26 protein-coding genes are annotated in these 26,576 nt (G+C 62.9%); 13 read left to right on the top strand and 13 right to left on the bottom strand.

Annotated elements, in window-relative coordinates; all coding sequences use genetic code 11:
* Nucleotides 1–75 precede the first annotated feature (75 nt).
* The 10 genes from AC1Q6D_RS04070 (at nt 76) to AC1Q6D_RS04025 (ending at nt 9,422) form a co-directional block, all read left to right on the top strand.
* A complete protein-coding gene (locus AC1Q6D_RS04070) occupies nt 76–1,131 on the top strand; it encodes a polyamine ABC transporter substrate-binding protein (protein WP_103404347.1) in 1,056 nt (351 codons plus the stop codon).
* 97 nt (nt 1,132–1,228) lie between these two features.
* Entirely contained in the window at nt 1,229–2,089 is an 861-nt protein-coding gene (locus AC1Q6D_RS04065; RefSeq protein WP_052193571.1) for an ABC transporter permease, read from the top strand.
* The gene (locus tag AC1Q6D_RS04060; protein ID WP_103404348.1) at nt 2,086–2,892 is read left to right on the top strand and encodes an ABC transporter permease; all 807 of its coding nucleotides are present in this window, start codon (nt 2,086–2,088) and stop codon (nt 2,890–2,892) included. The genes AC1Q6D_RS04065 and AC1Q6D_RS04060 overlap by 4 nt, the downstream gene beginning before the upstream one ends.
* Complete coding sequence (locus AC1Q6D_RS04055; RefSeq protein WP_103404349.1) at nt 2,885–3,964, top strand: ABC transporter ATP-binding protein; 1,080 nt, start codon at nt 2,885–2,887, stop codon at nt 3,962–3,964. The genes AC1Q6D_RS04060 and AC1Q6D_RS04055 overlap by 8 nt, the downstream gene beginning before the upstream one ends.
* A 32-nt stretch (nt 3,965–3,996) precedes the next feature.
* Nucleotides 3,997–5,280, top strand: a complete 1,284-nt coding sequence (locus tag AC1Q6D_RS04050) for a nucleotide disphospho-sugar-binding domain-containing protein (RefSeq protein ID WP_103404350.1) — start codon at nt 3,997–3,999, stop codon at nt 5,278–5,280.
* Nucleotides 5,273–5,641, top strand: coding sequence for a cupin domain-containing protein (locus AC1Q6D_RS04045; RefSeq protein ID WP_103404351.1), 369 nt, complete (start codon nt 5,273–5,275; stop codon nt 5,639–5,641). Before AC1Q6D_RS04050 ends, AC1Q6D_RS04045 begins: the two co-directional genes overlap by 8 nt.
* A 78-nt stretch (nt 5,642–5,719) precedes the next feature.
* Nucleotides 5,720–6,064 (top strand): cupin domain-containing protein, encoded by a 345-nt coding sequence (locus AC1Q6D_RS04040; RefSeq protein ID WP_047530216.1) that lies wholly within the window; start codon nt 5,720–5,722, stop codon nt 6,062–6,064.
* Between the two features lie 5 nt (nt 6,065–6,069).
* A complete protein-coding gene (locus tag AC1Q6D_RS04035; RefSeq protein WP_103404352.1) occupies nt 6,070–7,143 on the top strand; it encodes an aminoglycoside phosphotransferase family protein in 1,074 nt (357 codons plus the stop codon).
* A complete protein-coding gene (locus AC1Q6D_RS04030) occupies nt 7,124–8,632 on the top strand; it encodes an aldehyde dehydrogenase family protein (protein ID WP_103404353.1) in 1,509 nt (502 codons plus the stop codon). The genes AC1Q6D_RS04035 and AC1Q6D_RS04030 overlap by 20 nt, the downstream gene beginning before the upstream one ends.
* Before the next feature lie 28 nt (nt 8,633–8,660).
* On the top strand, nt 8,661–9,422 hold the full coding sequence (locus AC1Q6D_RS04025) for an NTP transferase domain-containing protein (protein WP_256590239.1): 762 nt from the start codon (nt 8,661–8,663) through the stop codon (nt 9,420–9,422).
* A gap of 121 nt (nt 9,423–9,543) precedes the next feature.
* Here the strand turns inward: AC1Q6D_RS04025 and phnE are convergent, their stop codons facing one another.
* From phnE to AC1Q6D_RS03990, 7 genes are all read right to left on the bottom strand, one after another.
* Nucleotides 9,544–10,311, bottom strand: coding sequence for a phosphonate ABC transporter, permease protein PhnE (gene phnE, locus AC1Q6D_RS04020; RefSeq protein ID WP_090462608.1), 768 nt, complete (start codon nt 10,309–10,311; stop codon nt 9,544–9,546).
* On the bottom strand, nt 10,308–11,135 hold the full coding sequence (locus AC1Q6D_RS04015; RefSeq protein WP_103404354.1) for a PhnE/PtxC family ABC transporter permease: 828 nt from the start codon (nt 11,133–11,135) through the stop codon (nt 10,308–10,310). Before AC1Q6D_RS04015 ends, phnE begins: the two co-directional genes overlap by 4 nt.
* On the bottom strand, nt 11,129–11,926 hold the full coding sequence (locus AC1Q6D_RS04010) for a phosphonate ABC transporter ATP-binding protein (protein ID WP_103404355.1): 798 nt from the start codon (nt 11,924–11,926) through the stop codon (nt 11,129–11,131). The genes AC1Q6D_RS04015 and AC1Q6D_RS04010 overlap by 7 nt, the downstream gene beginning before the upstream one ends.
* On the bottom strand, nt 11,923–12,774 hold the full coding sequence (locus AC1Q6D_RS04005) for a putative selenate ABC transporter substrate-binding protein (protein ID WP_103404356.1): 852 nt from the start codon (nt 12,772–12,774) through the stop codon (nt 11,923–11,925). Before AC1Q6D_RS04005 ends, AC1Q6D_RS04010 begins: the two co-directional genes overlap by 4 nt.
* A gap of 292 nt (nt 12,775–13,066) precedes the next feature.
* Nucleotides 13,067–14,227, bottom strand: a complete 1,161-nt coding sequence (locus AC1Q6D_RS04000; RefSeq protein WP_103404357.1) for an iron-containing alcohol dehydrogenase — start codon at nt 14,225–14,227, stop codon at nt 13,067–13,069.
* A 3-nt stretch (nt 14,228–14,230) separates the two neighbouring features.
* Nucleotides 14,231–15,622, bottom strand: a complete 1,392-nt coding sequence (locus tag AC1Q6D_RS03995) for an aldehyde dehydrogenase family protein (protein WP_103404358.1) — start codon at nt 15,620–15,622, stop codon at nt 14,231–14,233.
* Nucleotides 15,623–15,629: 7 nt separating this feature from the next.
* Entirely contained in the window at nt 15,630–17,003 is a 1,374-nt protein-coding gene (locus tag AC1Q6D_RS03990) for a glutamine synthetase family protein (RefSeq protein ID WP_103404359.1), read from the bottom strand.
* A 234-nt stretch (nt 17,004–17,237) separates the two neighbouring features.
* Between AC1Q6D_RS03990 and AC1Q6D_RS03985 the strand changes: the two genes are divergently transcribed.
* From AC1Q6D_RS03985 to AC1Q6D_RS03975, 3 genes are all read left to right on the top strand, one after another.
* A complete protein-coding gene (locus tag AC1Q6D_RS03985) occupies nt 17,238–17,564 on the top strand; it encodes a carboxymuconolactone decarboxylase family protein (RefSeq protein WP_103404360.1) in 327 nt (108 codons plus the stop codon).
* An 83-nt stretch (nt 17,565–17,647) separates the two neighbouring features.
* On the top strand, nt 17,648–18,628 hold the full coding sequence (locus tag AC1Q6D_RS03980) for a GlxA family transcriptional regulator (protein WP_103404434.1): 981 nt from the start codon (nt 17,648–17,650) through the stop codon (nt 18,626–18,628).
* Between the two features lie 129 nt (nt 18,629–18,757).
* Entirely contained in the window at nt 18,758–19,765 is a 1,008-nt protein-coding gene (locus AC1Q6D_RS03975) for an Ldh family oxidoreductase (RefSeq protein WP_103404435.1), read from the top strand.
* Nucleotides 19,766–19,833: 68 nt separating this feature from the next.
* Here AC1Q6D_RS03975 and AC1Q6D_RS03970 read toward each other — a convergent pair whose 3' ends face one another.
* The 6 genes from AC1Q6D_RS03970 to AC1Q6D_RS03945 form a co-directional block, all read right to left on the bottom strand.
* Complete coding sequence (locus tag AC1Q6D_RS03970) at nt 19,834–21,414, bottom strand: aldehyde dehydrogenase (NADP(+)) (RefSeq protein WP_103404361.1); 1,581 nt, start codon at nt 21,412–21,414, stop codon at nt 19,834–19,836.
* A 145-nt stretch (nt 21,415–21,559) separates the two neighbouring features.
* The gene (abaF, locus tag AC1Q6D_RS03965; RefSeq protein WP_103404362.1) at nt 21,560–22,954 is read right to left on the bottom strand and encodes a fosfomycin efflux MFS transporter AbaF; all 1,395 of its coding nucleotides are present in this window, start codon (nt 22,952–22,954) and stop codon (nt 21,560–21,562) included.
* A gap of 72 nt (nt 22,955–23,026) precedes the next feature.
* Nucleotides 23,027–23,944 carry a dihydrodipicolinate synthase family protein gene (locus AC1Q6D_RS03960; RefSeq protein WP_034150208.1) on the bottom strand — a complete coding sequence of 306 codons (918 nt, stop codon included), beginning with the start codon at nt 23,942–23,944 and terminating at the stop codon, nt 23,027–23,029.
* A gap of 162 nt (nt 23,945–24,106) precedes the next feature.
* The gene (locus tag AC1Q6D_RS03955) at nt 24,107–25,135 is read right to left on the bottom strand and encodes a trans-3-hydroxy-L-proline dehydratase (protein ID WP_103404363.1); all 1,029 of its coding nucleotides are present in this window, start codon (nt 25,133–25,135) and stop codon (nt 24,107–24,109) included.
* Between the two features lie 75 nt (nt 25,136–25,210).
* A complete protein-coding gene (locus AC1Q6D_RS03950) occupies nt 25,211–25,933 on the bottom strand; it encodes an amino acid ABC transporter ATP-binding protein (RefSeq protein ID WP_047530195.1) in 723 nt (240 codons plus the stop codon).
* Nucleotides 25,926–26,576, bottom strand: a complete 651-nt coding sequence (locus AC1Q6D_RS03945) for an amino acid ABC transporter permease (RefSeq protein WP_047530192.1) — start codon at nt 26,574–26,576, stop codon at nt 25,926–25,928. The genes AC1Q6D_RS03950 and AC1Q6D_RS03945 overlap by 8 nt, the downstream gene beginning before the upstream one ends.

Here is a 26,576-nt window from a genome sequence, read left to right as displayed (position 1 = left end):
AAAAACACATGTAATCGTTTCTCGTTTTGCCGTACTGCCTTCGAAAAAACAATAAACAATCGTCGGGTGAGTATCATGAGAAAGCTGAAAGACGTGCTGTGCGTGGGGTTGGCCGTTTCCCTGGCGATCGCTACACAGGCTGCAAGCGCGAAAGACATGGTGATTTCCATCTGGGACGGCTACATGGCCCCGGATGCGCTGGACAAGTTCAAGGCGGCCAGTGGCGTCGATGTCGACAAAGCCTTGCACGCCACCAACGAAGAGATCATGGGCAAGCTCATGGCGTCTGGCGGTGAAGGGTACGACGTGGTCTTCGTCTCCTCGCCCTTCGCCGAAGTCCTGCACAAGCAAGGGCTGCTGGCCGACATCGATCCGGTCAAGGTCCCCAATCTCAAAAACCTCTACCCCGAAGCCACTCACCTGGAATACGACCCCGGCAACCATTTCTCGGTGCCTTACACCTGGGGCACGACGGGCATCTGCTATCGCGCCGACAAGGTGACCCCGGCGCCGCAAAGCTGGAACGACCTGCTCAACCCCAGCGATGCGCTCAAGGGCAAGGTCACGATGCTGGCCACCGACCGCTGGATGCTCGGGGCCGGATTCCTCGCCAAGGGCTGGTCGGTCAACGACAGCGACCCCGGCCAGATCGCCGCCGTACGCGATCAGCTGATCGCCACCAAAAAACGCATCCTCGCCTTTGACGACACCACCTTCTATTCCAAGCTCGCTTCCGGCGAATCGCTGATGGCGCACGCCTGGGATGGCTGGTGCAACTACGGCACCCAGGCCAACGCGGCGATCAAGTTTGTCGTGCCCAAGGAAGGTTCCGACCTGTGGGTGGACACCATGGTCGTGCTGAAAAGCTCGAAGCATCAGGACGAGGCGTTCAAGTTCGTCAACTTCATGCTGGCCAAGGAAAACCACGTCTGGGTTGCCGAAAACATCCTCTACAAAATCCCCAACCAGGCTGCAATGGCCGGTTTGTCCGCTGACCTGCTCAAGCAATACCCCAACCTGACCATCGCCCCGGGCGAGCTGGTGAAGATGGAGCAATTGCGCGACCTGGGCGGCACCACGCAGAAGGCCTACACCCGGGCCGTCACCGAAATCATGGCGGCACAAAACTAAGCCCCACACAACGCAAGCCGCATCGAACCGAGGCATGTCGTGCATGCCTCGCCACGCTCGCAAGCCGCCTCGGTCCTGAGGCGGGAGGATATGGGTAATGAGTGCTTTGCATGCTGACAGGCGTCTGTCGGCCTGGCTTCTTGCGCCCGGCTTCGGCTGGCTGCTGACTTTTCTGGTGATTCCTTGCTTGCTGGTGCTGGTCTACAGCTTCGTCGAACGCGGTGCTTATGGCGGCATCGATTGGTTGTTCACCTGGGAAAACTACCAGCGCGCCTTTGATCCGCTGTACCTGAGCATCCTGCTCAAATCGGCAAAAATCGCCGGTCTGGCAACGGTCTTCGCGGTGCTGATCGGCTACCCGGCGGCCTACGCCATCGCCCGTGCGCCACGGCGTCGGCAAGCGGTATTCCTGTTTCTGGTGATGCTGCCGTTCTGGAGCAACTACCTGATCCGAACCTATGCCTGGATCGTCCTGCTCAACCGTGAAGGCCTGATCAACCGCCTGCTGCAACTGTGCGGCTACAGCGGTGAACCCATCAGCCTGCTGTACACCGAAGCGTCGGTGGTGCTGGGGCTGGTCTACAACTACATCCCGTTTGTGATCCTGGCGATTTTCTCCTCGCTGTCGCGGATCAACAACGAACTCTGGGACGCCTCCAAAGACCTCGGTGCTTCGGGCTGGATGACCTTTCGCCGGATCATCCTGCCCCTGAGCGTGCCCGGCATTGCCGCGGGCGCGGTGTTTGTCTTCGTCCTCAGCATCGGCAACTTCATCACCGCCGATTTGCTCGGCGGCAAGCAGGTGCAGATGGTCGGCAACCTGATCTACTCACAGTTCCTGACCGCGCGGGACTGGCCGTTCGGCGCGGCCCTGAGCTTCTTCCTGATCGCGATCATGCTGGTCCTGTTGTTCATCCAGGCACTGGTGGCCCGTCGTGCCGAAGGAGGCCGCCCATGAGTCGATCACCTTCCGTTGGCGGCAGCGTCCTCAATGCGCATCTGGGTCTGGTCTACGCCTTCCTCTATGTGCCGATCCTGGTGTTGATCCTGCTCTCGTTCAACAAGTCCGGCTTGCCCACCGCCTGGGGCGGGGTGTCCCTGAAGTGGTATGCGGCGCTGGCGCACAACTCGGCGATATTGTCGGCGGCGCTCAACACCCTGATCGTGGCGCTGTCGGCGACCTTCATTGCCTGTGTGCTCGGCACCTTGCTGGCGCTGGGCATCGAGATGCGCCGCAAGGGCGATGACAAGGGGCAAGTGGTCGACACCTTGTTGATGGCGCCGATGATCATTCCCGACATCGTCCTGGCCATCGCGCTGCTGAGCTTCTTCAACCTGCTCAAGGTCGGGCTGGGGCTGCACTCGATCATCATCAGCCACGCGGTGTTCAACATCGCCTTCGTCTGCGCCGTGGTGCGCACGCGGCTCAAGCATTTCGACTATTCGATTCTCGAAGCCTCGATCGACCTCGGCGCGAGCGGGATCACCACCTTTCGCCGGGTGCTGTTGCCGGCGATTTTTCCCGGTGTGCTGGCCGGTGGTTTGCTCGCGTTCACCCTGTCGGTGGACGAATTCATCATCGCCTTTTTCAACTCCGGTTCCGGCCAGGCCTCGACCACGTTACCGATGCAGATCTACGCCATGATCCGTTTTGGCGTCACCCCGGAAATCAACGCCCTGGCGACGCTGGTGATGCTGGTCAGCATCACTGCGCTGCTGGCTTCGCAGCGTCTCAACAAGGCTCCTCGCACCCATGAATAATTCATCTGCGGTACTGATCCTGGACAAGGTCAGCAAGTCTTATGGCAACGGCCTGGCCGTCGACGAGGTGTCGCTGAACATCCGCGAGAACGAGTTTTTCGCCCTGTTGGGACCGTCCGGGTGCGGCAAGACCACGCTGCTGCGCATGCTCGCCGGCTTCGAGACGCCCAGCGGTGGCTGCATTTACCTGGACGGCAAGGACATCTCGCCGCTGCCGGCCAACAAGCGGCCGTTGAATTTGATGTTCCAGTCCTATGCGCTGTTTCCCAACATGACCGTGCGCAAGAACATTGCCTACGGCCTGGAAATGGAACGACTGCCGGAAGCGGAAATCCGCCGCCGGGTCGACGAGGTGCTGAGCACCGCGCAACTCGGGGAGCTGGCCGAGCGCAAGCCCGATCAGCTGTCCGGTGGCCAGCGTCAACGGGTGGCCCTGGCGCGGGCGCTGGTCAAGCGTCCACGGGTGTTGCTGCTCGATGAGCCGCTGGGCGCACTGGATAAGAAGCTGCGGGAAAAAATGCAGCTGGAGCTCAAGCGTTTGCAACTTGAAAGCGGCATCACCTTCATCATCGTCACCCACGACCAGGAAGAAGCGCTGGTGATGTCCGATCGCATGGCGGTGCTCGACGGCGGCAAAGTCTGCCAGTGCGGCAGCCCGAGCGAACTCTACGAGAACCCCAACAGCCGCTTCGTCGCCAACTTCATCGGGGTCAGCAACCTGTTTGAAGGCGTGCGTTCGGGCGAGCGTTCGGTGCGGGTCAACGGCCAGGAGCTGGTGGTCGAGACCGACGTACCGCTGGTGCCTGGTCAATCGGTGGCCCTGGTGGTGCGTCCGGAACGTTTGCAAGTGCTGACCGAAGAGGCCGGCACCTGCGCCAACCAGGTCAGCGGCAAGATCGTCGAAATCGCTTACCACGGCCTCGACACCAATGTGCATGTGCAGACGGGCCTCAGCGACAAGGCCCTGATCGTTCGCGTGCCGTCGTCGCAATTCGAATTCGCCCGTTTCGCAATCGGTACGACCATCCGCTTGGGCTGGCAGCCTCGCCACGCCCGTGTTTTGACGCGCTGAACAATAAAAAGACCAGGCAGGAGTATCTCTCGATGAAACAGAAAGTGATCGCCTTCTTTCCGGAAGCCGCTTATGGCCCGGCGCTGAACTCCGTCGGTATCGCCCAGGCCTGCGAAGCCTTGGGCCACAAGGCGGTATTCCTCACCGACCCCGGAATGAGCGGCGTGTACGCCGGTTACGGGTTTGAAGAACACATGGTCAACATGTCGGCACCGATGCCCCCCGAGGACATGGCGCGCTACTGGGTCGACTTCATCAACGGCCACATTCCCAACTTCCGCAAGTCGCCCCTGGAGCAGATCGACAACTACGTGAAGGAATGCTGGGCCGCCATCGTCGAGACCGCCAAGTGGGCGCAAAAGGACCTGCCGGCGGTGCTGGACAAGGTCAAACCCGACTTGATCTGCGTCGACAACGTGATCCTGTTTCCGGCGATCAAACAGTACGGCAAGCCGTGGGTGCGGATCATTTCCTGCTCGGAAAACGAGATCGAAGACCCGGATATCCCGCCGCACCTGTCGGGCATGAGCATCGACGACAAGGCCGGGCATGCACAATTTCGCCAGCGTTTCGAAGAGGTGGTCGGGCCGATCCACGACGACTTCAACCAGTTCCTGCAAGCCCACGGCGAGCAGCCGTATCCGCTGGGGACCTTCTTCGAAGCTTCGCCTTACATGAACCTGCTGCTGTACCCCGACGCGGTCAAGTTCGAGCGCCGCCATCCGCTGCCGGCCGAGCGTTTTCATTACCTGCAAGGCTGTGTGCGGCACGACACGAACTATGAGATTCCGACGTTCCGCGCCAACAACGACAAGCCGTTGCTCTACGTCAGCTTCGGCAGCCTCGGCTCCGGTGATGTCGACCTGCTCAAACGCTTGATTGCGGCCGTGGGCCAGCTCCCGTATCGCGCACTGTTCAATGTCGGCGAGCATCTTGATGAGTACCCGGACCTGCCGGACAACGTGCAGATCTCCAACTGGTTCCCGCAGCCTTCGGTGATTGCCCAGGTCGATGCGGTTATCCACCACGGCGGCAACAACAGCTTCACCGAGTGCCTGTTTTTCGGCAAACCGGCGATCGTCATGTCGTACGTATGGGATGGCCACGACAACGCCATGCGCGCCGAGGAAAGCGGCCACGGCTTCAAGCTCGACCGTTACCAATGGACCGAAGCGCAACTGGCGGAAAAACTCGCCGCGTGCCTCAACGACGAGGCCATGCGCCAACGCCTGCAGCGCACCAGCGCGCAGATGCAATCACGCAAGGGCCCGGCCGACGCGGCCGCCATCCTCGACAAGGTGCTTAACGATGCCTGATTCATCCACCACGGCGGGATTCACGCCGTACCTCGAAGCCGTCAGCACTCGCACCGACCTGGTGGACTGGGGCGTGCAGAGCGACGCCGTCGAAGGTGTCTCACATTCCAGCGGTCGGCTGCTGTTCAAGGGGCCGAACAACAGCCCGGAAACCGGACTGTGGGTCTGCACGCCAGGTCGCTGGCGGCTGGCGATTCCCCGTGACGAGCTGTGCCATTTCATCGCCGGCGCGGCCACGTACCGCCACGACAATGGCGAAGTGATCGAGGTTCGCCCCAACACCCTGGTGCTGTTCCCGGCCGGCTGGACCGGCGAATGCCACGTCCGGGAAACCCTGCGCAACGTCTACATGCTGGCCTGAGCCTTTGACCTCTGCAGGAGCGAGCTTGCTCGCTCCTGCAGTTGCCAGGCGTTAACCCTTTTTTATTGGAGAAGATTTATGACCACCCCGTTTCTGTACAACCCGCTGGAAATCACCGACGTCAAGGACTGGGGCGTGATCCCGACCATGCTCGAAGGCGAGTCCCGTGTCTCGGGCGTGGTGCTGCACAAAGGCCCCGAAGGCCAGTCCGAATGCGGTGTGTGGATCTGCACGCCGGGCAAGTGGTTTTGCCATGTCACCAGCGACGAGTTCTGCCATTTCCTCGAAGGCCGCTGCACCTACGTGCATGAGTCCGGCGAAGTGATCGAGATCAAACCCGATACGGCGGCCTTCTTCCGCAAGGACTGGAAGGGCGTGTGCACCGTCCACGAGACCGTGAAAAAGGTCTACATGATCCGGTGAATGCCATGACAGATGCACCTGCGTCATTGCCCTCCCGTGAGCACCAGCGCGCAGCCTTTCTGGCGCGCGCCGGTTACGCGGGGGCGTCCTTGGTCGCGTTGCCGGCCGACGCGTCGAGCCGGCGATATTTTCGCCTGGAAGGGGTCGGTTTGTTGCTGATGGATTCGCCGCCCCACAGCGAGCCGATTGGCCCCTTTGTCCAGGTTGCCCGTCATTTGCACGGGCTCGGATTGTCGGCGCCGGCCTTGTTGCAAGTGGATGAAGAGGCGGGGCTGGCGTTGATCGAGGATTTCGGTCACGACACCTACACCCGATTGCTGGCGACCGGGTACCCGGAGCGCGAGTTGTATCGCCTGGCGGTTGATGCGTTGGTGGCCCTGCATGGCTCGGCGCCAGGCGCGGAGCTGGCGGCCTACGACGCCCGGCAATTGAGCGACGAGTGCGCGTTGTTCATCGACTGGTATGCGCCGTTGTTGATCGGCAAGGAGGCGGCGCAGGCTTTGCGCGAGTCGTATCTGCAGCAGTTTGCCGATGCCTTCGCCGATGTCGCGCAACGTCGCGAAGCGCTGGTACTGCGCGACTTTCACGTCGACAACCTGATGCTGCTGCAAGGCCGCGAAGGCGTCGCGGCCTGTGGCCTGCTGGACTTCCAGGATGCGCTGGTGGGCGCTGCGGCGTACGACTTGATGTCGCTGCTCGAAGACGCTCGCCGCGACATGTCCGAAGGACTGCGTGTGGCGTTGCTCAGCCATTACCTGGTGCAGCGCCCGGAACTCGACGCCCCGCGTTTTCTTGAGGATTACCGGCGACTGGCCGCCCAGCGTCACGCCAAGGTGCTGGGGATTTTCGTGCGCCTGGCCGGACGCGATGGCAAGCACGGCTACCTGGCTCACCTGCCGCGTACCCTCGGTCTGTTTGTTCGAGCGCTGAACGCCGAAGCCCTGGCGCCGCTGCGCGAGTGGCTCGACCGGCACTTGCCGGGCTGGCGCGAACCTTTGCCCGCCGCGACCCTGGCGGCACTGCGCGAAACCCCTTATCGATTGGTTCAAGGATCCTCCCATGGCCACGTTCAACACTGACATCGCCTCACGCTTCATCAACGCCGAATACCTGCCACTGACCAGCGCGCGGGTGCGCCAGGTGCTGGACCCGGCGACCCTGCAACCGGTCGGGCAGGTTGGCCTGTGCGACGAAACGGATGTTCAGGCGGCCATCGATGCCGCAACCGCCGCGCAAAAACACTGGCGCCTGGTGGATGCGAAAAGCCGCGCTGCACGCCTGCATCAACTGGCCAATGCGATTGAGCAGGACGTCGCCTGCAACCGTGAAGTCGCACGTTTGATGACCCTGGAGATGGGCAAGCCGTTTCCCGAGGCCATGGGTGAGCTGGCCAACTGCGCGCCGATCTTTCGCTATTACGCGGAAATGGCCCGGGACGATGCGGGCAAGGTCGCCGGCACCACGCAGATCGGTTCTTTCCAGCATGTGCGCTACGAGCCCTACGGTGTCAGCGTGCACATCATGCCGTTCAATTTTCCGATCCTGCTGATGTGCTGGACGGTCGCTGCCTCGCTGGCGGCGGGCAACGCCTGCATCGTCAAGCCGGCGGAAGCCACGACCCTGTGCACCCTCAAGTTCATGGAGCATTTCACCTCACTGCTGCCGGGGCTGATGTCTTGCGTGCCGGGCGATGCCGCCACCGCGCAGTTACTGGTGAAGTCAGCGCAGACCCACGCCGTGGCCTTTACCGGCAGCGTCGCCGCTGGCCAGGCGGTTGCAGTGGCGTGCGCGCAGCAGATGAAACCCTGTGTGATCGAGGCCGGGGGCAGCGACCCGTTGATCATCTCCAAGCACGCGCCGCTGGAGGTGGCCGCTGCGGGCGCCGTGACTGCGGCATTCCATCTGAGCGGACAGATCTGCACCTCGGCGGAACGCTTCTACGTGGTCGATGAGATCCACGACGCGTTTGTCGCGAAGTTTGCCGAGCGTACCCGCGCCTTACGCATCGGCCATGGCCTGGAGCGTACGGAAATCGGGCCGATGGTCAGCGAGGCGGCGCGCAACAAGGTCATGCGCCTGGTCGACGACGCCCTGGCCAAGGGCGCGACGCTGGTTTGTGGCGGACGCATACCGCCGCAGCACAGCGTCGGCTGGTTCTATGAGCCGACCATTCTGACCGGCGTCACCGGTGGCATGGCGATCCTTAAGGAGGAGTGTTTTGGCCCGGTGGCGGCGATCTGTCGTGTCAGCGATTTCGACGAAGCCGTGCGCTTGGCCAACGACTCGCCGTTCGGCCTGGGTGCTTCGTTGTTCACCACCGACCTTGCCGAAGCGATGGAGGCCGCCGATCGCCTGGAATCGGGGATGGTCTGGGTCAACAACCCGCTGATCGACAACGACGCGCTGCCGTTTGGTGGCTGGAAGATGTCCGGCCTGGGGCGCGAGTTGGGACGTCAGGGACTGGAAGCGTTCCGCCGCTCGAAAATGGTCATCATCGATCATCAGCCGAAGATCCAGGACTGGTGGTATCCGTATGCCGACGATGTGTTCTATCGCGATCCGGCTTGAGGCTTTGGCAGATAAGGGGGGATTGGTCATGAGGGACGACTTTGGCTGGCCAACCCTGGCGGTGATTCTCGCCGCCGGGCAGGGCACTCGCATGCGTTCGCCGCTGCCGAAGGTCATGCACGCGGTGGGCGATCGACCGCTGCTCGGCCATGTGCTGGCGGCGGTCGAGGCCGCCGGCGTCGAGCAGGTGGCAGTGGTGCTCGGGGCAGGTGGGCCTGTCGTGGCCGACTACCTGCGGCAGGCGGCACCGACCGCGCGGCTGTTTACTCAGCATGAACAGTTGGGGACCGCCCACGCACTGCTCGCCGCCCGTGGAGCCTTGCAGGCCCACGAACAGGGCTGTGTGTTGGTGCTGTTCGGAGACTCACCGCTGATCAGTGCGCAGACACTCTCGCGGTTGCGTCAGGCCTTGATCGATGGCGCGGCGGTGGCAGTCGCCGGGTTTCACACCGATCAGCCTGGACCCTACGGACGCTTGCTGGTGGAGGACGGCCACTTGCGGGCTATCCGCGAGGCCAAGGATGCCAGTGCAGAGGAGTTGCAAGTCAGCTTCTGCAACGGCGGGGTCATGGGCCTGCGTGCAGACAGCTGTCTCTGGCTGCTGGAACGCATTGGCAACCGCAATGCCCAGGGCGAGTATTACCTGACCGATGTCGTGGCGGTGGCCAACAGCGCCGGTTTGCCGGTGGCGGCGGTGGAAGTGGAGGAGGACGATGTGCGTGGGGTCAACGACCGCGAACAACTGCTCGCCGCCGAACGGATTTACCGGCAGCGCCAGGCAAACCTGTAGGCGCTGGCGGTCCAGGCCTTCGTTGCAACTCCGTGCGGATGCCGGGCAGTCATTGCCGGGCGCTGGTGACCTCGAGGAACCGGCCAATCACCAGCGTCAGCAAAATCAGCGAAGCCTGAACTCAGGCCTTGACCCAGCGCTGGCGACTCCAGCTGCTCAGCGAATCGACGGCGAACACCAGCAACAGCATGGCCAGAATCACTGTGCTGGCCTGCGCTTCCTGGAACAGGCTGAGGCTGACATACAGCATCTGGCCCAACCCGCCTGCACCGACGAACCCCAGCACACTGGCCATGCGGATATTGTTCTCCCAGCGGTACAGGATGTAGGCCAGCAATTGCGGCAGCAGGTTGGGCAGGGTGCCGTAACAGAACGCCCACAGCGCATTGCCGCCTTGCAGGCGAATCGCTTCGGCCGGTTGCGGCGGGGTGTTTTCCAGGGCTTCGGCGAACAGGCGACCGAGTACGCCGGTGGTGTGCAGCGCCAATGCCAGGGTCCCGGCGTTCGGGCCGAGCCCGGCGGCCAGCACCATCAGCGCCGCCCATACCAGCTCCGGCACCGCACGCAGGGCGTTGAGCAGCAGGCGCGAAGCGCTTTTGAACGGCCAGCCGAATCGCCCGGCGGCGGGCAATGCCAACAGCAGGCCGAACACCGCCGCGAGCAGGGTGCCCAAGGCTGACATGGCGATGGTTTCCAGGGCGCCACGGCCGATGGCTTGCAGATGACTCGCGCTCAGGTCCGGGCTGAGAAATCGCTGCGCGTAGGCGCCCATCTGTTTCAGATTGCCGCTGGCGCCCAATTCACCGAGGTCGATGCCCAGGTAGCTGAATGAAGCGACGATGGCGGCGCCGATGCCCAGGAGCAGCGCCAGATTGATCAGGCGATTCATGCCAACCTCCAGCGCAGCAGGCGACTGAGTTGATCGGCAAGCAGGACCAGCACGAGGAACGTCAGCAACAGGCTGGCGACTTCACCGCTGGCGAACATGCGCAGCGACAGATCCATCTGCTGGCCCAGGCCACCGGCCCCGACGAACCCCATCACCACCGAGGCGCGAATCGCGCATTCCCAGCGATACACCGTGTACGACAGCAACTCCGCCGCGACATTGGGCAAGATCCCGTAGGCAAACGCCGCGAGCCGGCCACTGCCCGCTTGCAGCAACGCGTGGGCCGGGCGCTGGTCGACCGACTCGAAAATCTCCGCGTAGACCTTGCCCAGCATGCCGCTGTAGGTGATGGCGATGGCCAGCACCCCGGCCGTGGGGCCAAGGCCGACGGCACGCACGAACAACAGGGCCCAGACGATTTCCGGCACGCTGCGCAGGAAGATCAATAAGCCGCGCACCGGCCAGCGCAGCAATTGAGCCCAGGGGCTCGGGCGTCCGGCACGGGACGCCGCCGACAGCGACAGCGCCCGACTGGCCAGCAGGCTGGCGGGGACGGCCAACAACAAGGCCAGGGCCAGGCCCGCCGTGGCGATGGCCAGGGTCTGTAAGGTTGCTTGCACTAATAGCTCAAGGAATTCTTCGCCGTGGGCCGGAGGCCAGAAGGCGGCGACGAAACGGCCTATCTCGCTCTGACTGTCACCCGCCAGCAGCACGCTCAGGTCCAGCTCGCTGAAATGGATGCCCGGCCACAACAGGGCAATCGCCAGCAGGCTGAGCAGCAGGCGCGGGCCGGCGGCGGGGTCGCGGTTGTCACGCTTCAGCATCGGGGTATCTGCACGCTCAAGGGCGGCGGCGCAACGGGGGAGAATTGCAGTTGCTCGTTGGCGTAGAGCGTGTCGAGCAGGTCGCGGTCGACCTGGCTGGCCGGCAGGTCGAACAGGATCTGTCCGTCGCGCAAGCCGATGATCCGCGAAAAGTGCGCCAGCGCCAGTTCCACCGCATGCAGGCTGGCGACCAGGGTGACGTTGTGTTCGCGGGCATGACGGCAGAGGACCGAAAGCGTGTGCTCGGCCAGCACCGGGTCCATGGCCGACACCGGCTCATCGGCCAACAGCACTTCCGGCGCTTGGTACAACACGCGGGCAATGCCCACGCGCTGCAACTGACCACCGGACAATTGCTGGCACTGCGCGAACAATTTGTCGCTCAGGTCCAGCCGGGTCAACGCCGCGCGAGCGCCGGGAATGTCCAGCGGATGCACCAGGTTCAGCAGGCTTTTGCCCAGGCCCCACTGACCGATCTTCCCGGCCAGTACCGCCGTCACTACGCGTTGGCGGGGCGGCAGCGGGGGCGCTTGATGCACCAGGCCGATGCGCGCGCGCAGGCGCTGACGCTGCCGGGCGGACAGCTGCCAGGCCCGTTCGCCCAGCACTTGCAATTCGCCACTGCTGGGTCGCAGCGCGGTGGCCAGCAGGTTGAGCAGGCTCGACTTGCCGGCGCCGGACGGGCCGATGATGGCCACCTGTTCGTTGGCCCCGATGTGCAGGTCCAGGCCCCGCAAGGCATGGACGCCGTTGCCGTGGGTCAGGCTGACGCCACTCAAGTGCAATGTCATTTGAGCAGGTCGGCGGCGCGTGCGGCTTCCTCGATGCCCTTGTAGTTTTCGGGCTTGGTTTCGATGAAGCGGCTGGCGGCTTGCAGATCGAGAATCTCCTTGTCCGCCGGTTTCGCCGGGTCGAGGGCGAGGAAGGCGGCCTTGATCTTCGCTGCCAGGGCCGGGTCTAGGGTTCCGCGCACGGTCCAGTTGTAATCGAAGTAGGCCGGGGTGGTGGCAAACACCCTGACCTTGGTGGTGTCGACCTTGCCGGCGGCCACCAGTTTTTCCCAGACGCTGGCGTTCAACACCCCGGCATCGACCTTGCCGGCCTGGACCCAGGCTACCGTGGCGTCATGGGCGCCGGAGTAGCCGACGCGGCTGAAGTACGTTTCCGGCTTGATGCCATCCTTGAGCATGAAATAGCGCGGCATCAGGCTGCCCGAGGTCGAAGACACCGAACCAAAGGCAAAGCTCTTGCCCTTGAGATCGGACAGGGATTTGACGGCCGGGTCGGCGGTGATGAATTTGCTGGTGAACTGGGCGTCCTGCTCACGCTGTACCAGTGGTATTGCGTTGCCGGTTTTCAGGCGCGCCTGCACGAACGTAAAGCCTCCGAGCCAGGCCAGATCGATGCGGTCGGTGGCCAGGGCCTCGACCACCGCCGGATAGTCGCTGACCGGCACGAACTCGACCTTCATCCCCAACTGTTGCTCCAGATAAGCGCCCAGTGGCTTGAATTTGCGCAGCAGTTCGGTCGGGGCTTCGTCAGGAATGGCGCTGACTTTCAAGGTGTCAGCGGCCTGGGTCAGCAGGGTGCAGACAGACAGGGTCAAGCCGACGGCCAATGCCAGGGTACGCTTGAGCATGGAGGTTCTCCGGTGCATTAACGGAAGAGTGACGATGCGCCCGTTGCCAGCCAATTGCTGCCGGGCGCTTTGTGAGGGTAGACGAAACCTTCAGGTGATCGCGTTGAAGTTCGAAAAAACGCAGAGCCAGCTCCTACTGGGGTTCGCTGTCGGTCGCGGGTTTCGTGGTCATTGAAATCAGACTGTAGGAGCGAGCCCGCTCGCGATGGCCTCGAGGGCGCCGCGTTTATCCAGAAAGCACGCGTCATCGTTAACGCCCATCGTCGGAACGCCGCCCGGAGCCGGCTCGCTCCTACAGACGGCCGTGGAACGCCGCGTCGAAAATGTCCGCTGCGCCGGCCCGGGTGATCGGCAGTGGGTTGCCGCCGGCCGACGGATCGACAATGGCCATGTCCGCGATCAGGTCGGCTTGTTTATCGTCCACCCCCAATTCAAACAGGGTGTGGGGCACGCCGATGTCCTTGCGCAATTTGAGGACGAAGGCCAGAAAGCTGTCGAACCCCGGGGAAGGCAAACGCAAATAAGCGGCCAGGCGGGTTATGCGCTCCTCAATGGCCGGACGATTGAATTTCAGCACGTAGGGCATCAGGGTGGCGTTGGTCATGCCGTGATGGGTGTCGTACAACGCACCAATCGGATGGGCGAGGGCGTGCATGCCCCCCAGGCCTTTCTGGAAGGCGGTGGCCCCCATCGCCGCGGCCGCGAGCATTTGCCCGCGCGCGTCAAGGTCCGAAGGGGTGTGCACGGCCCTCACCAGTGCATTGGTCACCAGGCGCATGCCTTCGACCGCGATGCCATCGGCCATGGGGTGGAATCCCGGCGCACAGTACGCCTCCAGACAGTGCGCCAAGGCATCCATGCCAGTACCGGCGGTGACTTTGGCCGGCATGCCGACGGTCATGGCCGGGTCGCTGATGACCACGCGGGGCATCATTTTCGGATGGAAGATGATGCGTTTGGTGTGGCTTACTTCGTCGATGATCACCGCCGCGCGGCCCACTTCAGAACCTGTACCCGCCGTGGTCGGCACCGCGATGATCGGGGCGATGCGGCTTTCATCGGCGCGGGTCCAGTAGTCGCCGATGTCTTCGAAATCCCAGACCGGGCGGGTCTGGCCGCTCATGAACGCAATGAGCTTGCCCATGTCCAGGCCGCTGCCACCGCCGAAGGCGATCACACCGTCGTGTTTGCCGGCGCGCCAGGCGTCGAGCCCGCCGGCCAGGTTAGCTTCGACCGGGTTGGGCTTGAGGTCGCAGAACAGCGCGACGCCCAGGCCGTCGGCGCGCAGGGCATCGAGGGCCGCCGTGGTGATCGGCGCCCGCGCCAGGCCACTGTCGGTGACCAGTAACGGTCGCTGGATCCCCTGGCTGCGACAGACCTCGGCCAGCTCGGTGATGCGGCCGACGCCAAAGCGAATGCTCGTGGGGTAGTTCCAGTTTCCGGTCAGGCTCATGGTTCAGATCTCGTGGCGCAGATGGAAGGATTTGGCGCGGGTCAGGTGTTCGTAGCCCAGCCGCGACAAGGTCACGCCGCGCCCGCTGTTCTTCACGCCGGTCCAGGCCAGGGCCGGGTCCAGGTAATCGCAGCGATTCATGAACAGGGTGCCGGTATCGATTTCGTCGCCCAGGCGTTCGGCGGCGGCGAGGTCCCGGGTCCAGATTGAGGCGCTGAGCCCGAACTCGCTGTCGTTCATCAAAGTGATCGCCTCGTCGTCGCCGGTCACCGGCATGATGCCGACCACCGGACCGAAGCTTTCATCGCGCATGACGGACATCTGATGGGTGACATCGACCAACACCTGCGGCGCGAGGTAAGCGCTGCCCGGCACATCGACGGCAAAGGCCAGTGGATCGATCAGCGCCCTGGCGCCCTGGGCCAGGGCCTCGGCGATCTGGGCGCGCACGAAGACCGCCGCGCCGGGCGTCACCAGCGGACCGAGGGTGGTGGCCGGGTCCAGTGGATTGCCGAGCACGTACTGGCGGGTCAGTTCGACGAAGCGCTCGACAAAGGCCGGGTAGAGTGTTTGATCGACATAGATGCGCTCCACGGCGCAGCAGCTTTGCCCGGAGTTGAAGAAGCTGCCGTCCACCAGGTTTTCTACCGCCTGTTCGAGATCGGCGTCTGCCCGCACGTAGGCAGGGTCCTTGCCGCCAAGTTCCAGGCCCATGCCGAGGAAGCGTCCCGTGGCCGCGCTTTCCATGGCCCGGCCGGCTTCCACTGATCCGGTGAAATTAACCTGCTGCACCTGCCCGCTGGCAATGATCGCAGCGGTTTGATCATGGTCGAGCAACAGGTTCTGGAACAGCCCTGGCGGCAGTTGGGCGCGAGCCATGGCGGCGGCGAACCGTTCGCCCACCAGCAGGGTTTGCGAAGCGTGTTTGAGGATGACGGCGTTGCCGGCCATCAGCGCCGGGATAATCGTGTTGACGGCAGTGAGGTAGGGGTAATTCCAGGGCGCGATCACCAGCACCATACCCAGCGGTTCACGTTTGATCAACCGGCGAAAACCGGCGACGGGCGTGGGTTCAACCGCTGCCAGGGCCTCTGGCGCAATGGCGATCATGTAGCGTGCGCGTTCCTCGAAACCCCGCAGCTCGCCCGCGCCAAAACGCACCGGACGGCCCATTTGCCAGGCCAGCTCCGGGACGATCTCGTCTTTCATGGCCAGCATCGCGTCCACCGCCGCGCTGCAATACGCCGCGCGTTCGCTCAGTGGCCGGCGTTTCCATTGCGCCTGGGTGGCGCTGGCATCCGCCAGGGCCTGTTCGATCTGTGCCGCATCGGCATACTGGCGCTCGGCGTAAACCCGGCCATCAACCGGGGAGATCAGTTGAATCGTCGAAGGCATGTCGGTCTCAATAGCGCTCGAAGCCGCGCTGCAATTCCCAATCGGTCACCCGCCGGTCGTACTCTTTCTGTTCCCATTCGGCGGTGTGCACATAGTGGTCAACCACTTCATCACCGAAGGCTTCGCGCAACATGCTCGAGCCCTGGAGGGCGGCACTGGCCTCGCGCAAGGTCTTGGAGACTTCGGGCAGTTGCTCGTCGAGATAGGCATCACCTTCGAAGGGTGGGGCGAGGTCGAGCTTCTCGTCGATCCCCGCCAGCCCGGCCGCGATCAACGCGGCGAAGGCCAGGTACGGGTTGAGGTCGGCGCCGCCAATGCGGCATTCGATGCGGATGGATTTGCTGCTTTCAGCGCACAGGCGAAAGCCTGCGGTTCGGTTGTCGCGGCTCCACACCGCTCGGGTCGGTGCAAAGGTGCCCGCCTGAAAGCGCTTGTAGGAGTTGATGTAGGGCGCGAGAAAACAGGTGATGTCGTTGGCATATTTGAGCTGCCCGGCCACCCAGGCACGCATCAGTTTCGACATGCCGAACTCGGCCTTGGCATCGTAGAAAAGAGGCTTTTTGGCGTTCTTGTCCCACAGCGAATTGTGGATGTGGCTACTGGAACCGGCGGCGTCATAGCGCCACTTGGCCATGAACGTGATCGCCTTGCCTTGCAGTTGCGCGATCTCCTTGCAGGCATGCTTGATGATGACGTGGTGGTCGGCCATGGTCATGGCATCGGCATAGCGGATGTTGATTTCTTCCTGGCCCGGTCCCCATTCGCCCTTGGAGTTCTCCACGGGAATGCCGCACGCCTGCAGGTGCTTGCGAATCGCCCGCAGCACCGGCTCTTCGCGGGTGGTCTGCAGGATGTTGTAGTCCTCGATGTAGTGACCGGCGGTTTTCGGCTTGTGGTAGTTGCGCTTGTGAATGGCTTCGTAGCTTTCGTCGAACAGGTAGAACTCCAGCTCCGAAGCGAACATGCCGGTGTAGCCGCGCTCGCGCAGGCGCTCGACCTGCTTTTTCAGGATCGCCCGGGGGCTGTGCGGCAGGTCCCGTCGATGGTGATGGTCGAGCACATCGCAGAGCACCAGCGCCGTGCATTCAAGCCAGGGCACCTTGCGCAAGGTGCTCATGTCGGGCTTTAGCACGAAGTCGCCGTAGCCTTTGCTCCAGCTGGCGGCGGCATAACCGGGCACCGGCTCCATGTCGATGTCGTCGGCGAGCAGGTAATTGCAGCAGTGGGTTTCTTCATGGCCGCTGTCGATGAAAAACTCGACCTGGAAACGCTTGCCGACCAGTCGACCCTGCATGTCGACCATGCACACCAGGACGGTGTCGATTTCGCCGGAGGCGGCAGCACGCTTGAGTTCGTCAAAACTGAGGAGAGGCTCGGTCATCACGGCAAGTCCTGCGCAAATGGTGTTGGGCCTGTCTGAATCAGCTGTTGCAGACGCTCTCCAGAAAAACCCGAAACCTGCAGATGCGAGCATCGTGAGCAATAAGCTGCACTAAGCTTAGCCTACTGTTGCTTTTCGCAAGTTTCGCTGATCGAAGCCTTTATGAGTCTGCTGAACACTGCCGGGAACGGACCCATCGGTGCAGGCCGGCACGGGTTCGCGAGGAGAAAAGAGATGGCAAAGAAGAAAGAGCACAACACCTACCGACACCTCAAGCAGCAATACCCGCAGTACCTGGACGCCGTGGAGGCATTGGGCGCGGCCGTGCGTGAGGCGGGGCCGCTGGAGGAAAAAGTGGTCCAGTTGGTCCAGCTTGGCGCGGCGGCGGCCATCCATTCCGAAGGCGCTGTCCACAGTCATGCCCGGCGGGCCGCGCAAGCGGGGGCAACGCCGGAGGAAATCCGCCATGCACTGATCGCATTGACCAGCACGATCGGTTTCCCTACTGTCGTGGCCGCCCTCAGTTGGGCGCAAGATGTGATGGACGAGGTGGCACCCTAGTCCCAACTGCTTGGCATCGCGTTTCACCAACAGATTACGGAGTGGGTCGGGCATTGATCGAACGACGGCAATTCAGCGGAGGCATGAAGGGGAAAAACCTTCGCTATCTCAATGAGCACACAGGAGACCTGCGAACGGTTCGAACAGGATTCCTGTTGCTCGAACATTTCTCGCTGCCGGCGTTTACCCAGGCGCTGGACACCTTTGTCACGGCGAATCTGCTACGCCCGGAGGCGTTTTCTTCGCGAACCTTTGGCCTGAACGAAGGCGAGGTCGTCAGCGATCTGGGACTGGTGATTCGCCCCGATGCCAGACTCGACTGTTCGGAGATCAAGGCGCTGGATCTGCTGGTCATTTGCGGTGGCTATCGGACGGAACTCAAGGCCAGTGAGGGTTTTATCAACCTGCTGAGGACCGCAGCAGAGCAGGGTGTCAGTCTGGCCGGGTTGTGGAATGGTGCGTGGTTCCTCGGCAAGGCCGGTTTGCTCGACGGTTACCGCTGCGCCATTCACCCCGAACATCGTCCGGCGCTCGCGGAGTTCTGCAAGGCGACGCAAGTCAGCAGCGAACCCTACATCATCGATCGGGACCGGCTCACGGCGTCCAGCCCTTCCGGGGCATTCCACATGGCGCTGGACTGGATCAAGGGTCTGCACGACAAAGCACTGGTCGAGGGTATCGAGGACATCCTGGCTTTCGAAGAATCTCGCTACCGGCGTATCAAGCCCACTGAAAATATCTGCGTGAGTGCGCCCTTGCGCGAGGTGGTGAAGTTGATGGACGCCAACCTCGAGGAGCCTCTGGAGCTGGAGCAACTGGCGGTCTATGCAGGCCGTTCCCGTCGGCAACTGGAACGTCTGTTCCGGGAGCAACTGGGCACCACGCCGCAACGCTATTACATGGAGCTGCGGATCACTGAAGCGCGCCGGCTGCTGCAGCACACGGAGTTGTCACAGGTCGATGTGCTGGTGGCCTGTGGCTTTGTTTCGCCCAGTCATTTCAGCAAATGCTACAGCGCGTACTTCGGTTACCGGCCATCGAAGGAAAAGCGACTCGTCAAATGATCGCCATTGATGGTCCGGGCGACCGTCCAGAATTGCCCTGTGCCGATTTCGTCATCCCCTGTGCCCAAACCCATCAAGCCAGCTCGCCTTGAACAGACCACCCTGAACGGTCTGTTCAAGGAGATGACCATGATCCAACTGAGCCTGATCGAAGCCCGTGAGTTGGCCGAATCGATCCTGTTGCACAACGGTTTTAATCTGGCCCATGCGCAAGCGGTGGCGGCGACGGTGATCGCCGGCGAGCGAGATGGCTGCGCCTCCCATGGTTTGTACCGGATTCTGGGGTGTGTGAATTCCCTGCGAGCCGGCAAGGTGTCGGCCACGGCCGAGCCGCAGGTGATCGACCAGGCACCGTCGATCGTGCGGGTGGATGCGGGGGGTGGATTCTCGCAGTTGGCGTTCCAGGCGGGGTTGCCGTTGCTGGCGCAGAAAACCCGAGCCAATGGTATTGCCGCACTGGCGATCAACCGCTGCGTGCATTTTTCCGCGCTGTGGGTGGAGATCGAACAACTGACCGCAGAGGGCCTGGTCGCGCTGGCGTGCAACCCGAGCCATGCCTGGGTAGCGCCGGCCGGGGGACGTCTGCCGGTGTTCGGCACCAATCCCATTGCCTTTGGCTGGCCGCGGGCGGGACAGGACCCTTTCGTGTTCGACTTTGCCACCAGCGCCATCGCCCGGGGCGACATCGAACTGCACCGCCGCGCCGGCAAGGCGATCCCCGAAGGCTGGGGCGTGGATGCACAGGGTCAGCCGACGACCGATGCCAACGTGGTGCTCGACAGCGGCGCAATGCTGACATTCGGCGGACACAAGGGCTCGGCGCTGGCGGCCATGGTCGAGTTGATCGCCGGGCCGTTGATCGGCGACCTGACCAGCGCTGAATCGCTGGCTTACGACGCCGGCAGCAAGTCTTCGCCGTACCATGGCGAACTCATCATCGCACTGGATCCCCGACGCTTTCTGGGCGACTCGGCGCCGGTACATCTGGCCAGGGCCGAAGCGTTGTTTCAGGGCATTGAAGGACAGGGCGCGCGTTTGCCGTCGCAGCGACGTTATGCGGCGCGGGCGCGCAGCCTGGCGGAAGGGGTGCAGATTCCCGAAGCGCTGTACAACGACCTCAAGGCACTGCTGGCCTGAACGCTAAGGCACGCCACCTGACCTGCAGGAGCAGCCGGTCGAGGCTCCTGCAGGGATTGCAGTGTTTCTCAGATCGGGTCGCGGTGGCTGGTGCCGTCGACCAGTCGGGCGATGCCCAGTGGATTGGCGTTTTTCAGGGCATCGGGTAACAGTGCTTCCGGGCAGTTCTGGTAGCACACCGGGCGCAGGAAACGCTCGATGGCCAGGCTGCCGACCGAGGTGCCACGGGCATCGGAGGTGGCCGGGTAGGGACCGCCATGCACCATCGCGTCACAGACTTCGACGCCGGTGGGGTAGCCGTTGAACAACACCCGGCCCACCTTTTGTTCCAGCAGCCCCAGCAATTGCCCATGCGCCTGCAGATCTTCTACCTCGCCTATCAGGGTCGCGGTGAGTTGCCCGTGCAAGCTGTTCAGGGCCTGTTGCAGCTGAGCCGCGTCGGCCACTTCGACCAGAAGGGTGGTCGGGCCGAACACTTCTTCCTGCAGCAGCGGATCACCCCGCAGCAACAGGCTGACATCGGCCTTGAACAGTTGCGGTCGCGCCTGATTGCCCTGTTGCTCATGACCGGCCAGGTGTGTCACCCCTGAATGGTTGAGCAAGGCCTGCACACCTTTCTCATAGCTGCCGAGGGTGCCGGCGTTGAGCATGGTTTGCGCGGGCTGCCCGGCCATCAGGGTCGCGAGCCGGGCGCTGAATGCGCTGAAGTGCGGGGAACGGATACCGATCACCAACCCCGGATTGGTACAGAACTGACCGCAGCCCTGAACCACCGAAGCGACCAGTTCGCCGGCAATGGTTTCGCCGCGAAGCCGCAGGGCTTCGGGCAATACCACCACCGGGTTGATGCTGCTCATTTCGGCGAACACCGGAATCGGTTGTGGCCGCGCCGCCGCCATGTCGCATAACGCACGGCCGCCCTTGAGCGAACCGGTGAAGCCGACCGCCTGGATCGCCGGATGCTTGACCAGCGCTTCGCCAACGCCGGCCCCGTAGATCATGTTGAACACGCCTTTGGGCATGCCAGTCTGCTCGGCGGCGCGGATGATCGCATCGGCGACGATGTCGGCGGTCGCCATGTGGCCGCTGTGGGCCTTGAACACCACCGGGCACCCGGCGGCCAGGGCGGCTGCGGTATCGCCGCCGGCCGTGGAGAAGGCCAGCGGGAAATTGCTCGCGCCGAACACCGCGACCGGACCGACGCCGATCCGGTACTGACGCAGGTCGACCCGTGGCAACGGTTGACGGTCGGGCAGGGCGCGGTCGATGCGCGCACCGTAGAAATCGCCGCGACGCAGGACCTGGGCGAACAGGCGCATCTGGCCACTGGTGCGTGCGCGTTCACCTTGAATGCGTGCGCTCGGCAACGCGGTTTCGCGAGTGACCAGGGCGACGAACCGTTCATCCAGAGCGTCCAGTTGCGCGGCAATGGCGTCGAGGAAATCCGCCCGGCGCGCTGCCGGCAGGTTGCGAAAGGTCGGGTAAGCGAACGCGGCGGCCTGGGCGGCGGCGTCCACTTCCTCCGCCGTGGCTTGCATGAACGAGTAGGGCAGCGCTTCGCCTGTGTTGGCGTCACGGCTGTGCAAGGTGATGCTGCCAGCGGCACTGCGCGCACCGCCGATGTAGTTGTGGCCGAGGATCTCGGACATTGAGTACTCCTGTCGCAAATGAGAAATGGAACCCTTGTAGGAGCGAGCTTGCTCGCGATGGACGTCAACGATTACGCGTGCTTTCTGAATGAACGCGTTGTCCCTATGTCCTTCGCGAGCGGGCTCGCTCCTACAGGTAACAAGCTCACGCCAGCGAATCAGCCCGACGCGAGGTAGTCGAAGCCGGGTCCAGCGCGGCAATGCGCGCCGCCGACTCGGCATCCACCGAGCGCAGCGACTTGCCACGGGTCTCGCGGGTCAGGCCGACGGCGACGATGGAGATCAATGCGGCACCGACCAGGTACCAGGCGATCGGTGTCGAGCTGTGGTACTTGTTGAGCAGGGTGATGGCGATCAGTGGGGCCAGGGAGCCGGCGAAGATCGGCGCCACCTGGTAGCACAGCGATAACGCGGTGTAGCGCACGTGCGTCGGGAACATTTCGGCCATCAGCGCCGAGTAGGGTGCGTAGGTCATCGACTCGATGGCCAGGCCCAGGGTGATGGCCGCCATGATCAGCCAGTTGTTGCCCGTGTCCATCATCGGGAAACCGACGAAGCCCCAGAAAGCGGTCAGCACCGCGCCGACCAGGTACACCGGTTTGCGCCCGACCAGGTCCGACAGGTAGCCCATCAGCGGAATCAGGAAGAAGTGCAGCAGGTGAGCGCCGAACATCAGCAACAGGATCTCGGAGGTGTCCTTGTGCACCACCAGTTTCAGGTAGGTGATCGAGAACGTCACCACGGTGTAGTAGAGGATGTTTTCGGCGAACCGCGCGCCGATGCCCACCAGCACCGAACGCCAGTGGTGGCGCAGCACTTCCACCACCCCCAGTTGTTGCTGGCGGGTCTGTGCCTGGCGGGCCTGGGCTTCCTTGAAGATCGGGGCGTCATCGACACTGGTGCGAATCCAGTAGCCGATCAGCACCACCACCGCCGAGAACCAGAATGCCACGCGCCAGCCCCAGGCGAGGAATTGCTGCTCCGACAGGTTCGACGACAACAGAAGCAGGGCGACCGTCGCCACCAGGTTGCCGGCGGGCACACCGGCCTGCGGCCAACTGGCCCAGAAGCCACGGCGATTGTCCGGGCAATGTTCCGACACCAGCAGAATCGCACCGCCCCATTCACCGCCAAAGGCGAAGCCCTGGATCAGGCGCAGCAGCACCAGCAACACTGGCGCGGCATAGCCGATCTGGTCGAAACCGGGCAGGCAGCCCATCAGGAACGTGGTGATGCCGACCACCACCAGGCTCAGTTGCAGCAGGCGCTTGCGGCCGAACTTGTCACCGTAGTGACCGAACACCAGGCCACCCAGCGGGCGGGCGAGAAAGCCCACGGCATAGAGGGCGAAGGCGGCAATGATGCCGTCGATGGGGCCGTCGGTCTGGCGGAAGAACAACTGGCCGAACACCAGTGCCGAAGCCGTCCCGTAGAGAAAGAATTCATACCACTCGGCGACAGTGCCGGCCATGGCAGCGGCCACGACGCGCTTGAGTCCCGAGGGTGTGGTTGCGCTTTGAATGTGTTGAGCGTTGGACATGATGACGTTCCCTGTAGAGGCGCAAAAAACAGGCAGCCGGGCCGGACCCGCAAGGGCCCGCCCGGCAATCACTCAGAGACCGACGTCCGGCAGCTGCGGACGGTTGGCCAGGGCCTTGGCCATGATCTGTTCGACGAACACCCGGTCGGCTTCCGGCAACGCCAGGCGCGGTGGACGGGTCAGGGCGCTGCCGCGACCGGCGATGGCTTCACACAGCTTGATGCACTGCACCAGGTCGGCACGGGCATCCAGGTGCAGGATCGGCATCAGCCATTCGTAGATCGGCATGGCTTCGGCAAAACGTCCGGCCTTGGCCAGGCGGAAGATGGTTTCACCTTCTTTCGGGAACACGTTGGACATGCCCGACACCCAGCCCTCGGCACCGACGGCGATGCTTTCCAGCACGACGTCATCGAGACCGGCGAACAGCACGAAACGGTCACCGACTTCATTGCGCACGTCGATGAAACGACGGGTATCGCCAGACGAATCCTTGAAGCACACCACGTTGTCGCAGTCGGCCAGGGAAATCAGGATGTCCGGGGTGACGTCGTTTTTGTAGATCGGCGGGTTGTTATAGACCATCAGTGGCACGTCGGCGTTTTTCGCCACGTAGCGGTAGTGCTCGGCGGTCTCGAACGGCTTGGAACCGTAGACCAGCGCCGGCATCAGCATCACACCGTCGACACCGACCTTGCGCACGGCATTGGCGACCTTGGCCGCCTGCACGCTGGTGAATTCGGCGACGCCGCAGATCACCGGTACACGGCCGCGAGAAGCGTCCACGGCCACTTCAGTCACGGCGATTTTCTCTTCGGCGGTCAGCGAGGTGTTTTCACCGACCGAACCGCAGACCACCAGGCCTGACACACCGTCACGGATGACGTTGGAAATCACCTGGTGGGTTTTATCCAGGTTAATGGTGAAGTCATCGTTGAATTGAGTGGTCACTGCGGGGAAGACGCCACTCCAGTTGATTCGCTTGCTCATTGTTGCCTCCGGTTCGTTAGCGTATTTCGTATACGATATTTAAAGTGAAAGATTTCGGCTAGTGCTTTTTTCATTCAATGGATGGTTTTTTCAGCCGTTGGTCTGGTGAAACTCATGTAGCGAGGGAGCAAGCACCCTCGCCACAAAGGCTTTGCATTGATATCAAGCACCGGGCCAGGTATCCGAAAGGCGATAGCCCTGTGGCCATGGATCGCTTGGATCGAGCAACAATTGGTGGGTGCCGGTGATCCAGGCTCGCCCGGAAATGCACGGATAAATGGCAGCACGGCCGGCCACTTCGGTCAGCGAATCAATGCGGCAGTGGAACTCGGAACCGATGATCGAACGCCCGATAAAACGTTCGCCCACCTGCATCAAGCCCTTCGCCTGCAACACCGCCATGCGTGCCGAGCAACCGGTGCCGGTGGGCGAGCGGTCGATTTTGCCCGGTTGAATGACCACCGCATTGGCACCGGTGGCGATGCCATTTTCATGGACGATGGGCGCGGCGATCTGGCAGAACGAGATGTGCGACCAATCGGGGTTCAGCGGATGAACGAAGCCCAGTTGTTCGTTGGCTGCCCGGGTGATTTTCAGCCCGACCGCCACCAGGTCGGCGGCCTCGTCCGGGCGGATGGAAAAGCCCAGGCCCTTGGCATCGGCGATCGCGAAACTGTCGCCACCGTAAGCCGTATCGACCTGTAGCGAACCGAGACCCTCGACTTCGATCCAGGCATCCAGGCGATCGACGAAGGAGGGCACATTCTTGATTTCTACCCGTTCGACCTTGCCGTCACGGCAATCGGCCACGGCCTCGATCAACCCCCCGGGGGCTTCCAGCACCAGGCGGGTTTGTGGCTCGGTCATCGGCAGGATGCCGCTGTCGAGCAACACCGTGGCCACGCACAAGGAATTCGAACCGGACATCGGCGGCGTGTCGGCCGGCTCCATGATGATCCAGGCCATCTGCGCCCGCGGGTCCTTGGCCGGCACCAGCAGGTTGACGTGACGGAACACTCCGCCGCGTGGTTCGTTAAGCACGAAGTTGCGCAGGGTTTCATCCCTGGCGATCCAGCGCGACTGCTCCCACACGGTGGCGCCTGGCGGTGGCGCGACACCGCCGACAATCACATCGCCGACCTCGCCTTCGGCGTGGCAGCTGACGACATGGATGACTTTTGATGAACGCATGCTGTGCTCCTTGTTGTGCCTGTCAGGGCCTCATCGCGGGCAAGTCGAATCGTCGCACCGCGATGGGTCCATCAATTACTTCACTGATTTGAGAAACGCCGCAGTCTCCGCATGCACCGGATTGCCAATGACCTGGTCGGGCGAGCCGATCTCGTGCACCAGGCCATTGCGAAAGAACGCCACGCGGTCGGACACGTCGCGGGCAAAGCGGATCTCGTGGGTCACCAGGACCATGGTCATGCCGTCTTCGGCGAGCATGCGCATGGTGTCCAGCACCTCGCCCACCAGTTGCGGGTCGAGGGCCGAGGTGGCTTCGTCGAACAGCATGTAGTCCGGCGACATCGCCAGGGCACGGGCGATGGCCATGCGTTGCTGCTGGCCACCGGACAGCTTGCCGGGGAAGGTCTTGAGCTTGTCGCCCAGGCCCACATGGGTCAGTTGCTTGACCGCCAGTTCTTCAGCTTCGGCCTTGCTCTTGCCCAGTACCTTGCGCGGCGCCAGCATGACGTTTTCCAGCACCGTCAAATGCGGGAAGGCGTTCCATTGCTGGAACACGATGCCGATCTTCTGCCGCAGGCGGTTGAGGTCAGTGGCGCTGTGATGGACCTCGACACCGTCGACGCGGATGTTGCCTTTCTGGATCGGTTCCAGGCCGTTGATGCACATCAGCAGGGTCGATTTGCCGGAGCCGGAGCCGCCGATGATCGACACCACCTCGCCCTTGTTCACCGTCAGGTTCACGCCCTTGACCACTTCGAGGTTGCCGAAGGATTTATGTACATTGTCGATCTCAATCATTTTCTTGCCACCTTCTTTCCAGACGAGCGCCGAGGCGGGCGACCACCAGGCTCATGACGTAGTAGATAAGGCCCGCGATGCACAGCACCAGCAGCGGTTCCTGGATGCGGGTCACGATGGTTTGCGAGGCGCGCAGCAGTTCGACGATGCCGATCCACATCACCAGCGCGGTGTCTTTCATCACCCCGAGCACCAGGTTCAGCCAGCCGGGGAAGGCCACCCGCGTGGCCATCGGCAGGACGATCCAGCGCAGGTCCTGGAGAAAACTCAGGCCCAATGAACGACTGGCCCGGCGCACCGTGAACGGCACGGCCAACACGCCGCCGCGCACGATTTCGGTGAAGTACGCGGCGGTGTAGACGCCCAGCACGATGCAGCCGACGCTGAAGGCGCTGATGTTCAGGCCGACGATGCTTTTGAGTGAGTTGAACAGCACGAACTGGATCAGCAACGGCACGCTGCGAAACACATCCAGCACCCAGGCCAGCGGCAGGCTGGCCCTTGGCAACAGCGCGCGCAAAAGGCCGAACAGCAGGCCCGCCAGGGAACCGAGGATGATCGACCAGAACGTCAGCTGCAGGGTGACCCAGGCGCCGTTGAGCAGGAACAGCAGGTCATTCGAGGAAAAATCGGTGGCAAACAT

The sequence above is a fragment of the Pseudomonas sp. MT92 genome, assembly GCF_058792515.1.
Note: the sequence above shows the minus strand (reverse complement) of the source record. Positions and strands in the feature narration are given on the sequence as shown.

What these genes read in the sequence shown, in the direction of transcription:
- AC1Q6D_RS04050 (WP_103404350.1), top strand. Translation starts at nt 3,997, where the DNA reads ATGAAACAGAAAGTGATCGCCTTCTTTCCGGAAGCCGCTTATGGCCCG.
- AC1Q6D_RS03995 (WP_103404358.1), bottom strand. Translation starts at nt 15,622, where the DNA reads ATGCCTTCGACGATTCAACTGATCTCCCCGGTTGATGGCCGGGTTTAC.
- phnE (WP_090462608.1), bottom strand. Translation starts at nt 10,311, where the DNA reads ATGAATCGCCTGATCAATCTGGCGCTGCTCCTGGGCATCGGCGCCGCC.
- AC1Q6D_RS04035 (WP_103404352.1), top strand. Translation starts at nt 6,070, where the DNA reads ATGACAGATGCACCTGCGTCATTGCCCTCCCGTGAGCACCAGCGCGCA.
- AC1Q6D_RS03945 (WP_047530192.1), bottom strand. Translation starts at nt 26,576, where the DNA reads ATGTTTGCCACCGATTTTTCCTCGAATGACCTGCTGTTCCTGCTCAAC.
- AC1Q6D_RS04000 (WP_103404357.1), bottom strand. Translation starts at nt 14,227, where the DNA reads ATGAGCCTGACCGGAAACTGGAACTACCCCACGAGCATTCGCTTTGGC.
- AC1Q6D_RS03960 (WP_034150208.1), bottom strand. Translation starts at nt 23,944, where the DNA reads ATGAGCAAGCGAATCAACTGGAGTGGCGTCTTCCCCGCAGTGACCACT.
- AC1Q6D_RS03980 (WP_103404434.1), top strand. Translation starts at nt 17,648, where the DNA reads ATGAAGGGGAAAAACCTTCGCTATCTCAATGAGCACACAGGAGACCTG.
- AC1Q6D_RS04040 (WP_047530216.1), top strand. Translation starts at nt 5,720, where the DNA reads ATGACCACCCCGTTTCTGTACAACCCGCTGGAAATCACCGACGTCAAG.
- abaF (WP_103404362.1), bottom strand. Translation starts at nt 22,954, where the DNA reads ATGTCCAACGCTCAACACATTCAAAGCGCAACCACACCCTCGGGACTC.
- AC1Q6D_RS03975 (WP_103404435.1), top strand. Translation starts at nt 18,758, where the DNA reads ATGATCCAACTGAGCCTGATCGAAGCCCGTGAGTTGGCCGAATCGATC.
- AC1Q6D_RS04060 (WP_103404348.1), top strand. Translation starts at nt 2,086, where the DNA reads ATGAGTCGATCACCTTCCGTTGGCGGCAGCGTCCTCAATGCGCATCTG.
- AC1Q6D_RS04055 (WP_103404349.1), top strand. Translation starts at nt 2,885, where the DNA reads ATGAATAATTCATCTGCGGTACTGATCCTGGACAAGGTCAGCAAGTCT.
- AC1Q6D_RS03985 (WP_103404360.1), top strand. Translation starts at nt 17,238, where the DNA reads ATGGCAAAGAAGAAAGAGCACAACACCTACCGACACCTCAAGCAGCAA.
- AC1Q6D_RS04015 (WP_103404354.1), bottom strand. Translation starts at nt 11,135, where the DNA reads ATGCTGAAGCGTGACAACCGCGACCCCGCCGCCGGCCCGCGCCTGCTG.
- AC1Q6D_RS04025 (WP_256590239.1), top strand. Translation starts at nt 8,661, where the DNA reads ATGAGGGACGACTTTGGCTGGCCAACCCTGGCGGTGATTCTCGCCGCC.
- AC1Q6D_RS04070 (WP_103404347.1), top strand. Translation starts at nt 76, where the DNA reads ATGAGAAAGCTGAAAGACGTGCTGTGCGTGGGGTTGGCCGTTTCCCTG.
- AC1Q6D_RS03955 (WP_103404363.1), bottom strand. Translation starts at nt 25,135, where the DNA reads ATGCGTTCATCAAAAGTCATCCATGTCGTCAGCTGCCACGCCGAAGGC.
- AC1Q6D_RS03990 (WP_103404359.1), bottom strand. Translation starts at nt 17,003, where the DNA reads ATGACCGAGCCTCTCCTCAGTTTTGACGAACTCAAGCGTGCTGCCGCC.
- AC1Q6D_RS04030 (WP_103404353.1), top strand. Translation starts at nt 7,124, where the DNA reads ATGGCCACGTTCAACACTGACATCGCCTCACGCTTCATCAACGCCGAA.
- AC1Q6D_RS04065 (WP_052193571.1), top strand. Translation starts at nt 1,229, where the DNA reads ATGAGTGCTTTGCATGCTGACAGGCGTCTGTCGGCCTGGCTTCTTGCG.
- AC1Q6D_RS03970 (WP_103404361.1), bottom strand. Translation starts at nt 21,414, where the DNA reads ATGTCCGAGATCCTCGGCCACAACTACATCGGCGGTGCGCGCAGTGCC.
- AC1Q6D_RS04005 (WP_103404356.1), bottom strand. Translation starts at nt 12,774, where the DNA reads ATGCTCAAGCGTACCCTGGCATTGGCCGTCGGCTTGACCCTGTCTGTC.
- AC1Q6D_RS03950 (WP_047530195.1), bottom strand. Translation starts at nt 25,933, where the DNA reads ATGATTGAGATCGACAATGTACATAAATCCTTCGGCAACCTCGAAGTG.
- AC1Q6D_RS04045 (WP_103404351.1), top strand. Translation starts at nt 5,273, where the DNA reads ATGCCTGATTCATCCACCACGGCGGGATTCACGCCGTACCTCGAAGCC.
- AC1Q6D_RS04010 (WP_103404355.1), bottom strand. Translation starts at nt 11,926, where the DNA reads ATGACATTGCACTTGAGTGGCGTCAGCCTGACCCACGGCAACGGCGTC.